The sequence below is a fragment of the Janthinobacterium sp. GW821-FHT03A03 genome, from assembly GCF_059421435.1.
Window position 1 is genome coordinate 441,369 of record NZ_JBWKUZ010000002.1, and the last position, 19,201, is coordinate 460,569.

21 protein-coding genes are annotated in these 19,201 nt (G+C 64.6%); 8 read left to right on the forward strand and 13 right to left on the reverse strand.

The window, feature by feature from the left end:
• Positions 1-21: 21 nt before the first annotated feature.
• The 7 genes from AC07VI_RS08635 to folE2 all read right to left on the reverse strand — a co-directional run bounded on the left by AC07VI_RS08635 (position 22) and on the right by folE2 (position 7,353).
• Positions 22-831, reverse strand: a complete 810-nt coding sequence (locus AC07VI_RS08635; protein WP_086145419.1) for a hypothetical protein — start codon at positions 829-831, stop codon at positions 22-24.
• An 11-nt stretch (positions 832-842) separates the two neighbouring features.
• The gene (locus tag AC07VI_RS08640; protein WP_086145420.1) at positions 843-2,384 is read right to left on the reverse strand and encodes a cryptochrome/photolyase family protein; all 1,542 of its coding nucleotides are present in this window, start codon (positions 2,382-2,384) and stop codon (positions 843-845) included.
• Positions 2,385-2,412: 28 nt separating this feature from the next.
• Positions 2,413-4,863, reverse strand: coding sequence for a penicillin-binding protein 1A (locus AC07VI_RS08645; protein ID WP_086145421.1), 2,451 nt, complete (start codon positions 4,861-4,863; stop codon positions 2,413-2,415).
• Between the two features lie 74 nt (positions 4,864-4,937).
• Entirely contained in the window at positions 4,938-5,333 is a 396-nt protein-coding gene (locus AC07VI_RS08650; protein WP_086145422.1) for a hypothetical protein, read from the reverse strand.
• On the reverse strand, positions 5,330-6,148 hold the full coding sequence (gene blaOXA, locus AC07VI_RS08655; RefSeq protein ID WP_086145423.1) for a class D beta-lactamase: 819 nt from the start codon (positions 6,146-6,148) through the stop codon (positions 5,330-5,332). Before blaOXA ends, AC07VI_RS08650 begins: the two co-directional genes overlap by 4 nt.
• An 86-nt stretch (positions 6,149-6,234) precedes the next feature.
• A complete protein-coding gene (locus AC07VI_RS08660) occupies positions 6,235-6,402 on the reverse strand; it encodes a hypothetical protein (protein ID WP_157792302.1) in 168 nt (55 codons plus the stop codon).
• Positions 6,403-6,435: 33 nt separating this feature from the next.
• Positions 6,436-7,353 (reverse strand): GTP cyclohydrolase FolE2, encoded by a 918-nt coding sequence (gene folE2 / locus AC07VI_RS08665; protein ID WP_086145424.1) that lies wholly within the window; start codon positions 7,351-7,353, stop codon positions 6,436-6,438.
• A gap of 121 nt (positions 7,354-7,474) precedes the next feature.
• On the opposite strand from folE2, the gene AC07VI_RS08670 reads away from it, so the two are divergent.
• From AC07VI_RS08670 to AC07VI_RS08680, 3 genes are read left to right on the forward strand one after another with little or no spacing between them, the layout of a single operon-like run.
• On the forward strand, positions 7,475-7,810 hold the full coding sequence (locus tag AC07VI_RS08670) for an ArsR/SmtB family transcription factor (RefSeq protein ID WP_099374352.1): 336 nt from the start codon (positions 7,475-7,477) through the stop codon (positions 7,808-7,810).
• A gap of 15 nt (positions 7,811-7,825) precedes the next feature.
• Positions 7,826-8,083, forward strand: a complete 258-nt coding sequence (locus AC07VI_RS08675; protein ID WP_492994415.1) for a hypothetical protein — start codon at positions 7,826-7,828, stop codon at positions 8,081-8,083.
• Positions 8,084-8,121: 38 nt separating this feature from the next.
• The gene (locus AC07VI_RS08680; protein ID WP_492994416.1) at positions 8,122-8,553 is read left to right on the forward strand and encodes a hypothetical protein; all 432 of its coding nucleotides are present in this window, start codon (positions 8,122-8,124) and stop codon (positions 8,551-8,553) included.
• Here AC07VI_RS08680 and alkB read toward each other — a convergent pair.
• Complete coding sequence (alkB, locus tag AC07VI_RS08685; protein WP_492994417.1) at positions 8,525-9,187, reverse strand: DNA oxidative demethylase AlkB; 663 nt, start codon at positions 9,185-9,187, stop codon at positions 8,525-8,527. The genes AC07VI_RS08680 and alkB overlap by 29 nt on opposite strands.
• An 82-nt stretch (positions 9,188-9,269) precedes the next feature.
• Between alkB and AC07VI_RS08690 the strand changes: the two genes are divergently transcribed.
• Positions 9,270-9,740 carry a heme-degrading domain-containing protein gene (locus tag AC07VI_RS08690; protein ID WP_086145428.1) on the forward strand — a complete coding sequence of 157 codons (471 nt, stop codon included), beginning with the start codon at positions 9,270-9,272 and terminating at the stop codon, positions 9,738-9,740.
• Here AC07VI_RS08690 and AC07VI_RS08695 read toward each other — a convergent pair whose 3' ends face one another.
• Genes AC07VI_RS08695 through AC07VI_RS08705 form a run of 3 tightly spaced genes read right to left on the reverse strand, consistent with a single transcriptional unit; the run spans position 9,741 to position 11,921 of the window.
• Positions 9,741-10,433: an aspartate/glutamate racemase family protein gene (locus AC07VI_RS08695; RefSeq protein ID WP_086145429.1), complete on the reverse strand. Its 693-nt coding sequence runs from the start codon at positions 10,431-10,433 to the stop codon at positions 9,741-9,743.
• A 17-nt stretch (positions 10,434-10,450) separates the two neighbouring features.
• On the reverse strand, positions 10,451-11,185 hold the full coding sequence (locus AC07VI_RS08700; protein ID WP_086145453.1) for an SDR family NAD(P)-dependent oxidoreductase: 735 nt from the start codon (positions 11,183-11,185) through the stop codon (positions 10,451-10,453).
• A gap of 7 nt (positions 11,186-11,192) precedes the next feature.
• Positions 11,193-11,921: a GntR family transcriptional regulator gene (locus AC07VI_RS08705; RefSeq protein ID WP_086145430.1), complete on the reverse strand. Its 729-nt coding sequence runs from the start codon at positions 11,919-11,921 to the stop codon at positions 11,193-11,195.
• Positions 11,922-12,057: 136 nt separating this feature from the next.
• Between AC07VI_RS08705 and AC07VI_RS08710 the strand changes: the two genes are divergently transcribed.
• Complete coding sequence (locus tag AC07VI_RS08710; protein WP_492994418.1) at positions 12,058-12,510, forward strand: acyl-CoA thioesterase; 453 nt, start codon at positions 12,058-12,060, stop codon at positions 12,508-12,510.
• Here AC07VI_RS08710 and AC07VI_RS08715 read toward each other — a convergent pair.
• Positions 12,507-13,190, reverse strand: coding sequence for a YoaK family protein (locus tag AC07VI_RS08715; protein WP_086145431.1), 684 nt, complete (start codon positions 13,188-13,190; stop codon positions 12,507-12,509). The two genes, AC07VI_RS08710 and AC07VI_RS08715, sit on opposite strands and share 4 nt — an antisense overlap.
• Positions 13,191-13,379: 189 nt before the next feature.
• Between AC07VI_RS08715 and AC07VI_RS08720 the strand changes: the two genes are divergently transcribed.
• A complete protein-coding gene (locus AC07VI_RS08720) occupies positions 13,380-14,744 on the forward strand; it encodes an amino acid permease (RefSeq protein WP_086145432.1) in 1,365 nt (454 codons plus the stop codon).
• Between the two features lie 84 nt (positions 14,745-14,828).
• Here AC07VI_RS08720 and AC07VI_RS08725 read toward each other — a convergent pair whose 3' ends face one another.
• Complete coding sequence (locus tag AC07VI_RS08725) at positions 14,829-16,433, reverse strand: hypothetical protein (protein WP_492994419.1); 1,605 nt, start codon at positions 16,431-16,433, stop codon at positions 14,829-14,831.
• A gap of 423 nt (positions 16,434-16,856) precedes the next feature.
• On the opposite strand from AC07VI_RS08725, the gene AC07VI_RS08730 reads away from it, so the two are divergent.
• Together AC07VI_RS08730 and cysC are read left to right on the forward strand one after the other, a co-directional pair.
• Entirely contained in the window at positions 16,857-18,539 is a 1,683-nt protein-coding gene (locus tag AC07VI_RS08730) for a methyl-accepting chemotaxis protein (protein ID WP_172404723.1), read from the forward strand.
• 24 nt (positions 18,540-18,563) lie between these two features.
• Complete coding sequence (gene cysC, locus AC07VI_RS08735) at positions 18,564-19,190, forward strand: adenylyl-sulfate kinase (protein WP_086145456.1); 627 nt, start codon at positions 18,564-18,566, stop codon at positions 19,188-19,190.
• The last annotated feature ends 11 nt before the right edge of the window (positions 19,191-19,201 follow it).

The window sequence follows — 19,201 nt, forward strand, 5'->3', positions numbered from 1 at the left end:
TGGAACGGGCGGCGGCACGGCCTACTGGCCGCATGCATCGAGTCCCCCGTTCAAGAAGCTGAAGATGCCCTGGGTCTTTTTTATGAGCCGGGCCATTTCCACCCAGCTGACCACCGCGCCGCCGGATTTGTTTCGTCGATGGTGCCGGCTTTCCACGTTAGCGCTACTGATGCCAGGTTCTTCGCAAACCAGCAGGCCCGATGGCACCCCGCCCCTTTCCAGGCCCAGCCACTCGCCGCCAAATTGGCTCCCGGCATCTGCATCAAATGGCAGGGGGGCCGCCTGCAGGGGAATGTAATATCCCGCTGGAAATTTACACCTCAAGCGCTGGTTTTCCGCATCAGTCAAGGCCGCGTTCAGGGACGCAAAGAGGTCTTTGGCCTGGCGCTCGCTTCGATGCTCCAGGAACACCAGGTACTTGAGACCCGGATGGAGAGGATCAATCCCCACAGGCATGAAAAACCGCACATCACCGCCCTGGCTGCCCTTCAATGCCTGCATGACTCTTGCCCGGTAGACAATGCCACAGGGTTTCCCATCCGCAGCATCCTCGTGCGGCACCACCGTCGCGGACACGACCGTCACCCGTGCCACCAGGGAAGAACTCTTGACTACTTGACCTAGCCCAATATAGCCCGTTGCCGAGCCGACCGGGATCCGTTCTTGCGCATGAGTAGCAGAGCAGCAAGCAAGGAGAGAAACACTTAGAAAGTGCTTGATACAGGTCAGATACATGCGTCCTCCCGAAAATAGGTCATTTTTGCGCAGCACGAAACATTGCGCGCCGTTTGCGGCCAGATACCGCGCCACCTGGCAGGCATCGGGCGCCATGCCGCGCTGCGCTACAATGCATCGAGCCTGGCCAGCATCGTGGCCGCCTGCTGGCGGAAAGCGGCGATTGTTTCCTCGTCCATTTTATCCAGCTGGCGATACGCCATGCCGATGCGGGGATTGCGCTCCAGCGCGGCCGCATTGCGGTGGAAAAAATCCCAGTACAGCGCATTGAACGGGCACGCGCGCTCGCCGATGCGCGCCTTCTTGTCGTAATGGCAGCCTTTGCAATAATCGCCCATGCGGTCGATATACGCGGCGCTGGAGACATACGGCTTGGTGGCCAGCAGGCCGCCGTCGGCGAACTGGCTCATGCCGACGGTATTGGGCAGCTCCACCCATTCGAAGGCGTCGATGTAAATGCCCAGGTACCAGCCATGCACTTCGGCCGGGTCGAGACCGGCCAGCAGCGCGAAGTTGCCGATCACCATCAGGCGCTGGATATGATGCGCATGGGCCTGCTCCAGCGACTGCGTGATCGCCTGCGACAGGCAATGCATCTTCGTCTTGCCGTCCCAGAACCAGGAGGGCAACGCACGCGCATGGCCAAAAAAATTCTTCTCGGCATAGCCGGGCATCTGCGCCCAGTACACGCCGCGCACATATTCGCGCCAGCCCAGAATCTGGCGGATGAAGCCCTCGACCGCGGCCAGCGGAGCATGGCCGGCGTGATAGGCGGCCTGCGCCCTGCCGACGACTTCGCGCGGGTTGAGCATCTTGACGTTCAGCGCGAACGACAGCAAAGAATGAAACAGGCGCCAGGCCTTGCTGCTCATGGCATCCTGGAAATCGCCGAAATGCGGCAAGGCATGAACGATGAAGGCATCGAGCTGCTGCAGCGCCTCATCCCGGTTCAGCGCCCACGCCAGCCGGTCGGCATGGGGCGCGCCGAAGCTTGGCACGCCGGCAGCGACGATGGCTTGCCATAACAGGCAATGGTCATGCACGGTGCGCGGGTCTTGCGGCTCGGCGGGCGTGCCGCGCCAGGGCTTGCGGTTATCGTGATCGAAATTCCACTGGCCGCCGACGGGTTTTTTCGCGTCTTCCATCAGCACCTGGTGCGTGCTGCGCATCTGGCGGTAGAAAAACTCCATCAGCCATTGCTTGCGCCCGGCAAATATATCGGCCGCCTCGTGGCGGGCCGTATAGAAATGCTCGCTGTCGACCATCAGCCACGGGACCGCCGAGCGCCGCCCGGCCTCATACAGCTGCTGGTCGAGGCGCCACTCGTCGGGCGCCTGGTACTCGACGGCGCCGGCGCCATACTGGACAAGCAGCGCTTCGATATTGTCCGGTATCGAGCGCGTGCTCGCCGCGTCGCCGATGGCGATGTAATGCACGGCGTGGCCATCCTCGCGCAACTGGCGCGCCAGGTCGCGCATGGCCGCGAAGATGGCCAGGATTTTCTGCGCGTGATGCAGCACGTAATCCGTTTCCTGGCGCACTTCCATCAAGACGTAGATGGTGGCGTCATCGACGTCGGTAAACCAGCGGTGGCGGGCATTGAGCTGGTCGCCCAGTATCAGGCGCAAGGTGGGCTTGGGTGACATCATTGTCCTGTATCAAATAACAACGTGGCCGCTAGCCTTGCGGCATTGGCTGCGGTGCCGGGACAGGCGCAGGGGCCGATTCCGGCACGGCCTTGCCATGCGCTTCCTGCCCGCCCTCTTCGGCCGGCACGGCCAGCGGCGCGGGCGGCGCGCCTTCCTGCAGCAAATCGCCCGGCTCTTCCACCGGTTCGTCCTGCGGCTCGTCGACGGGTTCCACGTGGCGCAGCGGCGGTGGCGGCTTGCCGCCGGGGAAGATGGCGTCGCGCGCGATCTTGCCCGTGTCGAGCGCCGTCTTGAAGAAGTCGCCCACCACCAGCACGGCGTTGTGGCCGCCCTGGCCCCAGTAATTGCTGCGCATGGTGACGCGCGCGTCGTTGAAACCCACCCAGGCGCCGCCCACCAGTTCCGGGTGCATCAGGATGAACCAGCCGTCCGCATTGTTTTGCGTTGTGCCGCTCTTGCCGGCCACGTCGGAGCGGATGCCGAAGCGGCTGCGGATGGCCGTGCCCGTGCCCCGGTCGATGACGCCGCGCATCATGTCCGTCAGGGTGGCCGCCGATGCCGCCTGCATGGCGCGCTTGGGCTTGTCTTCGCCGAAACGGGCGATGACCTTGCCTTCGCGGTCAGTGATGTGCGTGACGACGAAGGGCAGACGGGCTTCGCCCTGGGCCGCGATGCTGGCGTAGGCGTTGACCATTTCCAGCAAGGTGACGGGGCTGGTGCCCAGCGCCAGGGACGGCACTTTTTCCAGCTTGCTGTCGCGGATACCGAGCGCGCGCGCCAGTTTGATGATCGGCGGCAAGCCGACGTCCTGCATCACCTGCGCCGTGATCGTGTTTTTCGAGTACACCAGGCCATCGCGCATGGTCATGTCGCGCCCCGTCGTGCCGCTCATGTCCGTCGGGCGCCATTTGGTGCCGTCAGCCGCCTTGATATCCATGACTTCATCGCGGTAGACGTGGTCGGGGCTCAGGCCCTTTTCCAGCGCCGCGCCATACACGATGGGCTTGAAGGTGGAACCGGGCTGGCGCGCCGCCTGCGACACGTGGTCGAATTGCTCGCGCGCAAAGTCGCGGCTGCCCACCCAGGCGCGCACGGCGCCCGTGGCCGGGTCCATGGCTGCAAAGCCCGCTTCCAGCCGTGTCTTCGACTTGCGCAGGGCCGCCATGAAGGCGCGGTCGCCCTTCAGCTGCGCCAGCGCGGCCTCGGGCGTGCCACCGGCCGCCGTCAGCTTGCGGTAGTCGGCGGACTCGCGCACGAAGGCGTCGAGCAGGGCCGGATGCGATTTCCAGAAGTAGTCGAAGGCCACGCTGCCGCCCTGCATGCCCGCATACATGCCCGTCGAGGTCGACGACGGCACGCCGGCGCGGCTCCATTCCACGTCGGCGATCGCCTGCAAGGCATTGGCCTGGCGCTCGACGGCCCGCTCGGCCGCCTGCTGCAAGTCGTGGTCGAGCGTGGTGTGCACCACCAGGCCGTCCAGTTCCAGGTTGTAATCATTTTCGTCGGCCCAGTCAATCAGCCACTTGCGCACATAGGCCGTGAAATGGCTGTCCGACTGCGCCCGCTCGCTCTGGCGCTCGAAATGCAGGCGCAGCGGACGCTTGATCAACTGCTTGTAGCGCGCCTCGTCGATGACGTCATGCTTGCGCATCTGGCCCAGCACCACATTGCGCCGCTGCAAGGAACGTTCGGGATTGCCGACAGGATTGTAGTAATTCGTGCCCTTGAGCATGCCGACCAGGGTGGCGCTTTCCAGGATATCGAGGCGCGAAGCGGGTTTGTCGAAATACGTGCGGGCCGCCATTTCGATGCCGTAGGTGTTGTACAGGAAAGGCACCGTGTTTAAATACGCTTCGAGGATTTCCGTCTTGCTGTAGGTGGCCTCGATCTTGAGGGCCGTGATCAGTTCCTTGAGCTTGCGGTTCAGGTTGCGCGAGCGGCCGATTTCCTCGGGGAACATATTGCGCGCCAGCTGCTGCGTGATGGTGGAACCGCCCTGCGGGTTGCCCCCTGCCGTATGCAGGATGGCGCCGGCCGTGCGCGTGAAATCGACGCCGTGGTGCTGGTAGAAGCGGTGGTCTTCCGTTGCAATCAGCGCGCTGATCACGTTCGGCGAAATCTGCTGCAGCGTAACGCGCTCCTGCAAGCCCTGGTCGAAGCGCGCCAGTTCCTTGCCGTCCGCGCTGACCATGGTGCTGGGCGCGGCCGCGCGCGCCTGGCGCAAGTCGTGGATGCTGGGCGTCAGCGGAATCAGCAGCAGCATGTACAGGATCACCAGCGCCAGCACGGCCAAAAACGACCATAAGGCCAGCACCAGCGCGCGCCGCACGGGCGGCAAGGTCATCAAGTGCGCATGGCCGCGCCGGTACAGCGCCACTGCCCTGGTCCACGCCACGCCCGCCACGCGCACCGCCTGCGCGCGCCCCCGTATGAATGCCTGTCTTGCCTTTTCCTGAAACTGCTCCATGCCTGATGCCATGCTTCTAACCTTGTCTGATGCCGGATGATCCGTTTCAGCAAGTATATAGGGCGGGCAACAAAGCGGGCCGGAATTTAGGGCAGGCAAGCATCGAGGCGGGCCAGGGTGACGCCGACATAGGCGCCCACGCAGCGTTCATCGCGCGTATGGAAAGCATCTTCCACGCGCAGCAGGCCGCAGTCGCAGACGACGGGATCGACGCTGATCACCTGCCCCAGCGCCAGGTAGCGCCAGCCGTCGAGGCGCTGCAGGCGTTTTTCGCGGCCCGGGTTGGCGTGGAAGATGGCGTCCCAGTCATCGCTCTCGCCGGCCACGGGCCACAGTTCGGCCTGGAATCGCGTGCCGGCGGCCAGTTGCCCGCCGCCGAACTCGTCCATCACGTGCAGGCGCTGGCCGTCCACCTCGATGACGGCTTCCAGATAGTCGCCGTCGCTGGCGACGAAGATGGCCGTGACGCTAGCCGGCGTCACTTCTGCGCCTGCTCCAGCAGAGCCGGCAATTCCTTCAGCATGGCTACGCGCGTGCGCAGGCCGGCCGATTGAGCGCCCTTTTGCTCGTCCTGCACCAGGCGCGCGAAGACGATCGTGCGCTCGCCCTTGCTGGCCCAGCCCACGAACCAGCCATAACCGTGCGCTTCGTCAAAGCTGCCGTCGGCCTTGCGCGGGAAGGCGGCGCCCGTCTTGCCGTGCACCTGCCAGCCGTCCACGTCGGCCAGTCGCGTCAGGCGACGCGTCTGCTCCATCGCCTGCTTGCTTACTGGCAACTGATCGTTGACCAGCTTGCGCAGGAAACCCAGCTGCTCCAGCGGCGAAATCTTCAGCGAAGAACTGATCCAGGAGCGCTCCAGGCTGTTCTCCTTGCCGGGGTCGCCCGACACATCCGCATTGCCGTAGCGCAAAGCCTTGGCATATTTCTGAAAGCGCTCGGCGCCCAGCGCCTGAGTGATCTGCTGCGAATACCAGACCACCGAGTACTGCATCCAGCGCGACGGGTCCGTATCCTGGCGCCACGCTTCGCCGCCCCAGTCCACATAGCCCTGGCGGAATGGCAGGCTGGGCTTGTGCTCGTCCTTGAGGAAGCCGGCGTCATAGCCCATCAGGCTGAGCGCGATCTTGAAGGTGGACGCGGGCGTGACCCGGTCGATGCAATTGCCTTCCTGCAGCAAGACAGTACCGGCCCTGGCATCGGCCATGGCGGTGCAGATGGTGGCGGAATGGGCAGGCGAGGCGGCCAGAACGGCGCCTGTCAGGCCGAGGATGAACGGAAAGAATGCGCGGTATTTCATGTGCCTCCAGGGTTGGGGGAGAGAAACAAAGCGAAATTGTACCGGGCAGCGCGGCGCGATGCCAGCGCTGATGCAGCGCGTGCGCGCTAGCGCCCTGCCGGCGAGCCCGGCTGGCGTTCCCGCTTCAAATGCTCCTCTTCCAGCTCGTCCATCCCCAGCTTTTCCTCGTCGATCAGCGCATGCTCGCGCCGCTCGCGCTCCAGCTCCTCTTCCAGGCTGTCTTCGCCAGGCTCCTGCGTGATGTTCTCCGGCATGCGGTCTTCCTCCACGGTGGTTGAGTGAAAAGCTCAGGCAAGCTGCCCCGCCTGCGCCACGGCGTCGTGCGGATGCAGGCTTTCCATATGCCTTACAGTAACACTTGTCTGCGCATAATGTAGCGCCAGCGCCGCCTGCACGCGGCGGGCCGCGTCTTCCACGTACATCAGATTAGCACCATTCAAGCGCGCGAACGCCTGTTCGTCGGCCCGTTTCACGGCCGTCTGCAGGGGCGTCGCCAGCGCCGCTTCCACCAGGTCAATCAGGGGAAACAAGTCCAGCTCCGCCTGCTCCGTCAATGGCACGGTCACCGTCGCCGTGCTGCGCTGGCTGTGCGGCGTGGCCAGGCTGGCGTGTTCCTGCAGCCAGGCGTGCGCGGCGGCGCCGTCGATGCGGCCCGCGCCGAACTGCGCCGCAAAGGCGTCGGCCAGCAATTGCCGCGCCAGCGCCGCCGAACAGGGGCAGGTGGACGAATAAGCGACCTCCACCGTCAGGGACAGGGCAAAGCCCTGCGGAGAAACACCGGCTTGCAGGCGCACGGGATACGATTTCCAGCCCGACAGCCCCGCCGTCAGCAGCGCCGGCTGGCGCCGCAGCAGGGGAAAGGCCAGCGCGATGCGCGCCTGCGTGCTGCCGCAATCGGCGTGACTGTCCACCATGCGCCGCAGCACGGCGGCCAGCGCGCCCGCCTCGAGCGGCTGTGCGGCCGCAAACGCGTCGAGCAGCAGGTACAGGCGCGACATGTGGATGCCCTTGACTGCCGGATCGGGCAGATCGACCTGCACGTCGGCCCAGGCATGGACTTGCTGCGCCTGCCCGCCCTCTTCCAGCCACAGGGGCAAGGCGATGCCCTGCATGCCCACCCATTCCAATGGCAAGGGGTGGCCCAGATGGGGGCCGGCCGCCACGTCGGGCAGGGGCGAAGAAAGGGAATCGCGCTTCATGGTCATGGCTCCATATGCAAACAAGTTGCATATCATGGAGAAAAAGCGCCGCATTTGCAAGTATCTTGCATTAAAACGGCGAATGATTTTTCTTGACTCGCTAACACATGTCAGATAATGTTGACACATGACAGATACAAACACTTTCCCCACCGGCGAGCGCTTGCTGGCCATGCTGGCGGCGCTCGACAATCCGCACCGGCTGCGCATCATCGCGGCGCTGGCCAGCGGCGGGCGCAACTACATCAGCCAGCTGGCGCGCGACCTGGGCATCAGTCGGCCCCTGCTGCATTTGCACCTGCAGAAGCTGGAACACGCGGGACTCGTCACCAGCCAGCTGGAACTGTCGCACGACGGCAAGGCCCTCAATTACTTTGAAGCCAGCCCGTTTGAATTGCTGCTGACGCCGGCCAGCATCGCCGCGGCGGCGTCCACGCTCACCCCCAACCCGGATCAATCCTGAACTGTAGAGGTCATCATGTCTGAAAATATCTTTTTCGCCGCCTTCTTCTTCCCCTGCACGGCCGCCGTCATCATCTTCGCCCTCAAATACACGTCCGGCATCGTGCAGGCGCGCGCCCGGCTGGCGCAGGATGGCGCCTACCAGGAGCTGGCCAGGTCCGCAGCCGCCGCGCAGGCGGAAACGGCAGCGTCGCTGGCCGCATTGAACGCCTCCGTGGCGCAGATCCAGGCGCGCCTGGGCAGCCTGGAAACGATACTCAAGGAAGTCGAGTAAACCCTTTCATCGCCACCCCACGACCAGGAGACCGCACCATGAATACCGTATCGACCGCCCGCCTGTATGCGCTGCGCGCCATGTATCTGCTGGTTGTCCTGGGGCTGGGCAGCGTGCTGTGGCCCGGCATCGTCACGCCGCACGCGCCGTGGGAACTGGCGCGCGGCACCGTCAACTGCATGCTGGCCGCGTTCTCGCTGCTATGCTTGCTGGGCTTGCGCTATCCGCTGCAGATGCTGCCCCTGCTGCTGTGGGAGGCGCTGTGGAAGACCCTCTGGCTGCTGCTCGTGCCGCTGCCGCAATGGCTGAACGGCCAGATCGATCCCGCCACCGCGGCAACCGCGTTTGAATGCGCGTTCGTCGTGCTGGTCTACCTGGCCATCCCGTGGCGCCATATGCACGCGCAGTACGTCGTCAAGCCGGGAACGGCCTGGCGCCAGCTCAGGCAGCCTTGCGAAACGTCAGATTGATGCGTTGCGCGCCCAGCAGCGCGTGTTCACCCTCCTTCAGGGGCGCCACGCCGTGGAAGCGCAGGCGGTCGGCGCCGCCCCACACCACCACGTCGCCATGCAGCAAGGGGATGCGGATAGCCTTGTCGGCCCGCTCCGCGCCGCCGAACAGGAAGGTGGCGGGCAAACCGAGCGAGACGGAGACGATGGGCGCATTGAAATCGCACTCGTCGCGGTCCTGGTGCAGGGCCATGCGCGCGCCGGGCGCATAGCGGTTGACCAGGCAGGCGTCGGGCATGAAGTCCGCATAGCCGGCCGCCAGCGCCGCCTGCTGCGCCAGGTGCAGGAACACGGGAGGCATCGGCGGCCAGGGACGGCCGCTGGCCGGATCGAGCCGCGCATAGCGGTAGCCGCGTCCATCCGTGACCCAGCCAAGGGCGCCGCAATTGCTCATGGCGACCGACATGCGCAAGCCGCCCGGCGTGGCCATGTGGCGCAGGGGCGCCGCCAGCATGATGGCGTCCAGCGCCGGCAGCAGCTGCGCCAGGCAAGGCAGCGCGAATGCGCGCAGCAGGACCGACGCGGACGATCCCGGCACCAGCGGCGCCGGGCCGGCCGGAGCCTGGTCTTCATCGGCAAACAGGGACAGGTTCATGGCGCCTATTTTAGCCGCATTACACAAAAGCCCCCATGGTGCGCTACAGTAGCGCTTCCAGCCACTACCACCCGCCTCCACGATGGATCATTACGCCGATTTGCTGCACACCCTGGCGCAACAGGAACAATCCCTGCAATTCGAGCGCTTCGACAACGACGCCGCGCTGGCCGTGGGCCTGTGGATCGTCGAAGAAGTGCGCAAGCGGGGCAAGGCCGTCACCGTCAATATCACCCGCAACGGCCAGGTCCTGTTCCACCACGCCATGACGGGCGCCACGGCGGACCAGGCGGACTGGATACGCCGCAAGAACAACACGGTACAGCGCTTTTGCCGCAGCTCCTATTACATGGGCATCTCGCATAAAAGCCGCGGCAGCACCTTCGAAGACGTCAAATACCTCGAAGACGTCGAGTACGCGGGCCATGGCGGCGCGTTTCCCCTGCTGATACGCGGCGTGGGACTGGTCGGCACGGTCACCGTATCCGGCCTGGCGCAGGCGGACGACCACGCGCTGGTAGTGGCTGCCCTGCAGGCGCAACTGGACAAATAGTCAACCGCCGACTGCATGGCGCAGGGCGGCGCGCGCCAGCAGGCGCGTGGAATCGAGCGTCGGCAGCGGCGCATTGGCGTCGCTGATGATGAGCGGGATTTCCGTGCAGCCGAGGATGACGGCGTCGCAGCCCCGCTCGCGCAAGCCTGCGATGACGGCCTGGAAGCGCGCCACGCTGTCCGGCTGGACCGCGCCCGGCACCAGTTCTTCCATGATGATGCGGTTGATCTCGTCGCGCTCGTCCTCGCCGGGCCGCACGCAGGCGATGCCGCGCGCGGCCAGCCTGTCCGGATACACGGCGCTGTCGACCAGCCAGCGCGTGCCCGTCAGGCCCACGCGCCGGTAGCCGCGCGCGGCCGCCTCACTGGCCACGACGTCGGCGATATGCAGCCAGGGCAGCGGCGACCGGGGCGCCATCAGGGCAAACGCCTGGTGGATGGTGTTGTCGGGGCAGATCAGGAAGTCGGCGCCGGCGGCGGCCAGCTTGTGCGCCGACGCCAGCATCAGCCCGGCCACGCCGGCCAGATCGCCCCTGTTCAGGCATTCCACGTAGCGCGCCAGCGGCGGCGTGTGCAGCGTCACTTCCGGATGTTCATAGGCGCCCAGCGCATGCGCGCCCTCTTCGCAGATGGTGCGGTAGCACAGGGCCGCCCCTTCGGCGGAACAGCCGACGATGCCGATATGTTGAGTCATGCGATCTTCCTTTTCACTTAAATGCGCTGGCCGCCGTCGATGGGGATTTCCGCGCCCGTGATGTACGAGGCGCGCTCGCTGCATAAAAACTCCACCAGGTCCGCGACTTCGGCCGTCGTGCCCAGGCGGCGCAGCGGAATTTGCGTGTCGACGATGTGCGAGGTCCCCGGCGACAGAATCGCCGTGTCGATCTCGCCCGGCGCAATCGCATTCACGCGCACGTTCAGCGGCGCCATGTCATTGGCCATTTCGCGCGTCAAGGACGCCAGCGCCGCCTTCGAGCTGGCGTAGGCGGAGCCGGCGAACGGATGCACGCGGTAGCCGGCGATCGAGCACAGGTTCACGACGGCGCCGTGCGCATTCGACAATTCCTGCGCAAAGCCGCGCGTCAGGGCCAGCGGCGCAAAGAAATTCGTGTTGTACATTTCCTGCCACGTCCGCATGTCGGTGGTCAGCGAATTGACGCGCGCGCCGCCCGGCCCCTTCGGCGACACGCCCGCGTTGTTGACCAGCGCATGTAGTTTGGAGTCGCCCAGCATGGGGCGCAGGGTATCGACCATCTGCCCGATCTGGCTCAGGTCCGACAGATCCATGCACACATGCGTGTTGTGCTCCTGGCTGCGCGGGCAGCCGCCCGGTATCGGGCTGCGCGAGACGGTGATGACCCGCCAGCCCAGGCTGCGGAAGCGCTCGGCCACGGCGTGGCCGATGCCGCGGCTGGCGCCCGTGACGATGGCGGTCTTCTGTTCCATGCTCCGTTCAATCTTGTGCTTGATGTGCGTCATGTGCTTCCTTGTCCTGTTGTGTTGCGCCGGCATGCATGCGCTCCTGGCGCATCACATAGGCCAGCATTTGCGTGCCGCCGTCGAGAATGTCCTGTTCGATGGCGCGCCGCGCGGCCGCGCCGTCGCGCCGGCGCAGCGCGTCGAGGATGGCGTGGTGGTGGCCGACCCGCATGTCGGGAGAAAAGCTGGCGTAGCCGACGGCGATCAGGGGCGCCGTCTGCATCCACAGGTGGTCGACGAAGCGTTTCAATGTCGGCATGCCGGCCGCCTGCGCCAGGCCCAGGTGAAAGGCCTGGTTGCATTGCAGGGCCGCCGCCTGGTCGTGCCGCGCAATCGCCGCTTCATTCGCCTGCAGCAGGCGCTCCAGGTCGGCCAGGGTGGCGGCGTCGATGCGCTGCGCCGCCTCGAACGCGCCCAGCCCTTCCAGTTCCAGGCGCAGCGCGCGGATTTCCAGGTAGCGCGCCACGCTGAGCACGGGCACGCGAAAGTCGCGCGGCGAGCGCAGCACCAGCGCCTCTTCCTGCACCAGCTGCAGCATGGCGTCGCGCACGGGCGTGACGCTGGTGCCCAGCTGCAGCGCCAGCTCGCGGATGCGCAGCCGGTCGTTCGGCTGGAAGCGCCCGGCCGCCAGGGCTTCGCGCAGCATCGCATACACGGACTTGCCGAGGTTGACGTGCAGCAGACTGTCCAATTGGCGCTTCATGCGTATGCTCGAGAGTTGAAAAATTATGATGCATCATACATCAAGAGAAAAAACACTGCTTCATACCGTGCGCAACGCCAGCGCAAACGGCCGCAAGACCGTACAATCAGCCGCCACCGTCTCGAAAGGATTGCTCTTGAACTGGGATTTTCCGCACGCCTGCACCCTGCCCGTCAGCCCCGAACCGGCCGATATCGACGGCTTGCAGCATACGAACAACGCCGTCTACGTGCGCTGGTGCGAGCATATCGCCTGGCACCACTCGGCCACCCTGGGGCTGGACCTCGACGATTACCGGCGCCTGGACCGGGCCATGGCGATCCGCCGCGGCGAATACGACTACCTGCTGCCGACGCGGGCCGGCGAAGCGCTGAGCCTGGCCACCTGGCTGTGCGCCAGCGATGGGCGCTCCAGCATGGAGCGGCGCTTCCAGCTGGTGCGCGACAGCGACGGCGCCACCGTCGTGCGCGGACGCTGGGACTTGATCTGCATCGAATTGAGCAGCGGCCGCGCGCGCCGTTTGCCGCCCGAGTTCCTGGCCGCATACGAGCCGGCCGTCGTCGCTGCGCGCGCGCCTGCGCGGGACTAAGCGGCCAGGCGCGCCGGTTCCAGCGCGATCAGCACCAGCAGAATGGCCAGCGGCACGGCCAGCGCGGCAAAGCCCACGGCCAGGTAGGCAAAGGCGGCCAGGATGGCGCCCGCGGCAAAGCCCAGCAGGGGCCAGAAGAATTTGACGCAACGTTCGCGCGTGGCGCCGTCAGCCGCGCCGCGCAGCACGTCGACCGTGTCGATCACCACTTGCGTCACATTGCCCGTCATCATGGACGTGGGCGCCAGATGGGCCAGCAGCAGCCGGCTGATGGCGCTGTGCGCGCCCATGGCCGCCGCGCCGGACAGGCCGGCCGTCATGGCCAGCGCGCCCGGCTCGGGGCCCAGCGGCTCGGCCAGCACGCCCAACACCATGAAACCGAGCAGCAGCGCCAGCTCCAGCAGCAACGCCAGGCGCAGCGCCGGTCCACCGCGGCGTTCGGCCGCCACCGTCAACAGCCGCGCCGCCGCCACGCCCGCGACAAACGCGGGAAACGCCAGCAGCTTGAGGGCGATCGAGGCATGCGTGGCGTTGGCCAGCGCCGCGCCGATCAGCACGAAGTTGCCCGTCACGTGGGCCGTGAACAGGCCAAACAGGGCGACGAAGCCCAAGGTATCGACATAGCCGGCCAAAAAGCCCAGGCTGACGCCCTGCAAACGGCTACGCTGCGCAAGATTCATACCCACTCCTTGAAATTTTCCATCATGATACCGTGGCGCCGCCGCGGCCTGCAGCCGTTTTGCACGCCGTTCGGCGAAGATGCGGGGCGTTTCTTGCACCTCCGCAGTGCAACATGCATTTCGCTCCTGCTTTGCCCGAGCATGCTTTAGAATCAGCGACCTCAGCCCCGTAAAAACAGGATAAAACATATGACGGCAGTCGGGAATACCGAACCACAAGAGCTCAAGCGCGGCCTGAAAAGCCGCCACATCCAGCTCATCGCCCTGGGCGGCGCCATCGGCACCGGCCTGTTTCTGGGCATCGCGCAAACCATCAAGATGGCCGGGCCTTCCGTGCTGCTCGGTTATGGCATCGCCGGCGTCATCGCCTTTCTGATCATGCGCCAGCTGGGCGAGATGGTCGTCGATGAACCGGTGGCCGGCTCCTTCAGCTACTTTGCCGACAAATACTGCGGCCACCTGCCCGGCTTTTTGTCGGGCTGGAACTACTGGGTGCTGTATGTGCTCGTCAGCATGGTCGAACTGACGGCCGTCGGCATCTACGTGCAGTACTGGTGGCCGGACGTGCCGACCTGGGTCTCGGCGCTGGTGTTCTTTTGCGTCATCAACGCCATCAGCCTGCTGAACGTGAAGGCATTTGGCGAGATGGAATTCTGGTTCTCCATCATCAAGGTGGTCGCCATCATCGGCATGATCGTCTTCGGCGCGTATCTGCTCGCTTCCGGCGATGCCGGACCGCAGGCGTCGGTGGCCAACCTGTGGCAGCACGGCGGCTTCTTCCCGAATGGCTGGCAAGGCCTGGTGATGGCCATGGCCGTCATCATGTTTTCGTTCGGCGGCCTGGAACTGGTGGGCATCACGGCGGCCGAGGCGGACGATCCGAGCACGACGATTCCCCGCGCCACCAACCAGGCCATCTACCGCATCCTGATCTTTTACATCGGCGCGCTGGGCATTCTGCTATCCCTGTACCCATGGCAAAACGTCGTCACCGGCGGCAGCCCTTTTGTCCTGATCTTCCATGCGCTCGACAGCAACCTGGTGGCCACGGCACTGAACGTGGTGGTACTGACGGCGGCACTCTCCGTCTACAACAGCGGCGTGTACTGCAACACGCGCATGCTGTTCGGCCTGGCCAAGCAGGGCAACGCCCCGCGCGCGCTGCTGCAGCTGAACCGCCGCGGCGTGCCGCTCGTCGCCCTGGGCGTCTCCGCCCTGGCGACGGGCGCCTGCGTGGTGGTCAATTACCTCATGCCGGGCAAAGCATTCCAGGTATTGATGGGACTGGTGGTCTCGGCGCTGATCATCAACTGGGCCATGATCAGCTGGATCCATTTGCGCTTCCGCGCGCAGAAAAAAATCGAAGGCAAGACGACCCTGTTCCAGAGCCTGGGCTACCCGTTCACCAACTACCTGTGCCTGCTGTTTTTGGCCGGCATCCTGGTGATCATGTACCTGACGCCGGGCCTGCGCATCTCCGTCTACCTGATTCCCGTGTGGCTGGCCGCGCTGGGCGTCGGCTACTGGATCAAGCAAAACAAGGCCAAGGCATAGGCTGTTTTACACCGCATCAAGCAAAAAGCCCGTCTTCGCAGGAAGGCGGGCTTTTTGCATTCAACGCGGTCTCGCCGTCTATTGCTAAGCGGCGGCCCCGCCCTCTTCCGGCAGCACGTCGGCGCGCCACAGGCCGATGGTCTGGCCCGGATACGATTGCAGCAGCACTTCGTCGTTCAGGGTCAGCATCGCCTGCTGGCGCTGCTCCGCCTTCTTCTCGGGCGTCATGCCCAGCTCACCCGTCTTGTACGGCCCCAGCACGGACAGCAGGTCGCGCAGCACGGAATAGTTGCCCGGCGTGGTCTTGTCCGATTCCAGCTTGCCCAGGAAATATTTCATGACATGCTCGGACTGGCTGGCCTCCTGCCGCAAGCTCGCCTTCACCATCTTGCCATCCTTGTAGGCCACCTGCGCGTCGCTGCTGGCCGTATCCTCGATCTGGTGGTAGGTATAGTTCTGCGATTCCGTGCTGGTCGTCAGGCGCAGCGGCACGCCGGGGACGAGAGTCTCATGGAAGCTGGCGCTGAGCTTCGATTGCTGCTGCTGCCTGACCGAACGTGCATCCTGGCTGGCACCGGTCTGCTCCGTCTTTTGCGACACTTCATAATTGAAGCCATCCTTTTCCGAACTGCGCATGGGATTGCTGAATTGCACGGTCTGCGACACGGAGGCGCTGAAATCGGCCAGTCCCGTCAGGATGGACTTGTCCTCGGCCGCCAGGCGCCACTTGCCCGTCGCGGGCGTGTCCGTGGCCGCTTGCGGCGCGGCGGTATTGCTGTGCAGGGCAGTAAAGCTGTCCTTGAGCATGGCCACCAGCCCCGCGTCGCCATGGCCGCGCGACGCCGCCTGGTCGAACTGCTTCATGTAACTGCCCAGCGCCTTGGCTTGCCGTTCCTTGCTGCCCAAGGTATTGAGTTGGCTGGCGTCGACCTTCAGGTCCAGGCTGCCGGCCAAGCCGCTGAAGCTGATCTTGCGCTGCGCGCCATCGGCCTGGAAATCCAGGGTTTGAATACTTTCCGGCTCGCCGCGCACCTTGACTTCCGCATGCAGCTTCACCGACGCCAGCAGCTGCTGGTCAAACTGCATCAGGCCTTCCAGCTTGATTTTCGGCGTATCCCGTCCCATGCCATCGATGGCGTCCTGAAAACCTTTCGCCAGGTCGCCCAGGGCGCTGGCTTCAGCGTCGCTGAGCTCGCCGCTCGTCGTCATGCTCACGGCCAGGCCGTCTTGCTGGCTGTCGAGCGACAGCTTGACTTCCACGCCGCTTTTGGTGGTGATGGTGAGGGCAACCTTGTCCTCGCCATTGCCGTGCAGGCTGCCCGGCGCGATGCCGGACGCCGCGTAGACATTGGGCGTGGTGCTCGGCGGCGGCTGCCGCATCGCCTGCGCGAAATTGTAGTTTCCAAGCTTGGCCTGCCCCAGCATGGCCGCGCCCAGGCCGCTGAAGCGGCCGCCAAACGCATGCGAAGAGAAACTCTTTGTCATCGCGTCGCTCACCTTGTTGCGGGTCGCGCTTTCCCATATCGTCGGCGAAGGCAGCAGCTGCGCGACGGCTTGCGTCGCCCCGATGTCAACAATGGAGGACGGGCTCGGCGCCGGAGACGGCGTGGCATCCGCCTTGGTGGCAGCGGCATTGAGCGCGCGTGAGGGACTTGGATTCCAGCTCGGGATCGAAGAGACGGAGGTCATGGGTCTTATGCCTTGCTAAACGAAGATGGGTGGTTAGGTAAAGTATGCATAACTTTCATTTTTTGATAACTGCTAGCCGTCGAGTACTGCCATGTTTTCTCAGAGCAAGGGATGGGTCGCATCTCAAGCGCTAAGCAGACACTGCTATAACGACGTGAAATGTGAAATCATGAGCGCGAAGGAGCATGAAAATTTTTCATTCTTGATACAAATCACGCTCCGCCGCCATGCCAGCGTTCGCAGGTGTTCGCCATCTAACTCAATTTGAACAGTTGCCACAAGTAAATTTCTACTGTTGCTCAAATGCTGAAAGTGACTATGTGTGATTTTTCGCCCGCCCGCAATCAATATGATCGCTGAGTGCTTGGTGATAAAGCTGCATATGCTTACTCGGAACCGCAAGCACGGCCTTAAGGAGGCAATATGAAATTTATGCACTTAACCATCGCCAAACGGCTCGGCATGGGCTTTGGCCTGGTCGCCCTGTTCCTGTTGCTGGTCATCGCGCTGGGACTGACCAGCATGCGGCAAATCCAGGATCGCATGGATGAAGCGACCAAGGTCAACGACGTCGAAACCAGGCTGGCCCAGACCATGGATTTGACGGTGACCGAGCGGGCACTGGCCCTGCGCAATCTGATCTTGCTGAAAGAAGACAAGGAAATCCAGATCGAGGTCGCGCGCATCGGGGAGCAGGAAAAGAAATACGCCATCGCCCAGCAAAAGCTGGGGGCGATGTTCGGCAGGCTGGAGGGCACATCGAGCGAAGAAAAAAGCCTGCTCGAACAGATCCGCACACAAAGCGAGCTGGCGGCCCCCTTCATACAGCGGGCCGCCGACCTGGCGCTGCACCAGAAACAGGACGATGCCTACAAGCTGCTGCGTTATGAATTCCGCCCCGTGCAGAAGCGCTGGTGGGAATTGCTGCGCACCTTGATCGCCGTCGAGGAAAAACAGAATAGCGAAGCCTCCATCATCGCCGAGGCCGCCTACAGCCAGGCGCGCCTGATGATGCTGAGTATCGGCTCGCTGGCGCTGGTCACCAGCCTGCTGGCCGCCGTGCTGATCACCCGCAGCGTGACGCGCCAACTCGGCTGCGAACCCGACGAAGCGGCGGCGATTGCCGGACAGATCGCCGGCGGCAACCTGGCCGTCCCCATTCATACCCGCGCCGGCGACACGCACAGCCTGCTGTACGCCATGCAATCGATGCGCGACAGCCTGGCGCAAATCGTCCAGCAAGTTCACGCCAGCACCGAGACCATCGCCACGGCGGCGGGACAAATCGCCATGGGCAATCTGGACTTGTCTTCGCGCACGGAGCAGCAGGCCAGCACGCTGGAGCAAACCGCTTCATCCATGGAAGAACTGACCAGCACCGTGCGTATCAACACCGACCATGCGCGCCAGGCCAACGGGCTGGCCGAAACGGCTTCCGATGTCGCCACCAAGGGCGGCGCCGTAGTGGCGCAGGTGGTCGACACCATGGCCGCCATCGATGTCTCGGCGCGCAAGATCGTCGACATCATCGCCGTCATCGACGGCATCGCCTTCCAGACCAATATCCTGGCGCTGAACGCGGCGGTCGAGGCGGCCCGCGCCGGGGAACAGGGGCGCGGCTTTGCCGTGGTGGCCACCGAGGTGCGCAACCTGGCGCAGCGCTCGGCCGCTGCGGCGAAGGAAATCAAGGACTTGATCGGCGACTCCGTCGACAAAGTCCAGGCCGGCAACCGGCTGGTGGAACAGGCAGGATCGACCATGCATGAAGTGGTCGCCAGCGTGCGGCGCGTCACCGGCATCATGTCTGAAATGATGTCCGCCAGCCAGGAACAATCGGCCGGCATCGAGCAAATCAATATGGCCGTGACGCAAATGGACAATGTCACGCAGCAAAACGCGGCCTTGGTCGAGGAAGCCGCCGCCGCCGCGCAAGCGATGCAGGAACAGGTCAACAGCCTGAACGAGGTGGTCAGCGTCTTCCGCGTGGAAAACAGGGACGGCCGCCGCGATGCGGGGCTGCGCGTGGTCAGCCGTCCGCCAGCGCCCCTGGCAGTGCCGCGCCCCGCCGCTGCCAAGCCCCGCGAAATCGAATGGGAGCAGTTTTGAGCCGGCAACGGGGGAGTGACGCACGTGGGTAAACTGGAACAGATCGCCGCTGCGGGCGGCGTAGCGCAACACATCTTCCCGCATGCGGGCCATATCGGCAAGGCACAACGCAGCGTGCTGGCCGGCCAGCAAGGCGCGACCTTGTGGCTGACCGGCCTGAGCGGTGCAGGCAAATCGACGCTGGCCTACGCGCTGGAAAGGCGGCTGCTGGCGGAGGGCCACCTGAGCTGCGTGCTCGACGGCGACAATATGCGGCACCACCTGAATGGCGACCTGGGTTTCTCTCCCCGCGACCGCCAGGAAAACATCCGCCGCAGCGCCGTCGTGGCCAGGCTGATGAACGATGCCGGCATGATGGTCATCTGTGCCTTCATCTCGCCGCTGCGCGGCGACCGCGAAATGGCGCGCCAGATCATCGGCAGCGATAATTTTATCGAAGCCTACATCAGCACGCCATGCGCGCTGTGCGAGGAACGCGATCCCAAAGGACTGTACCGGAAAGCGCGGGCCGGACTGATCCCTGCATTTACGGGCGTCTCGGCGCCCTACGAAGTGCCGCTGGCGCCGGCGCTGACGCTCGATACCGGCACGCTGTCGCTGGACCAGGCTTGCGAACGGCTGTTCCAGCAACTGCGCCCGTGCTTCATCTGATGTCGCGCCCA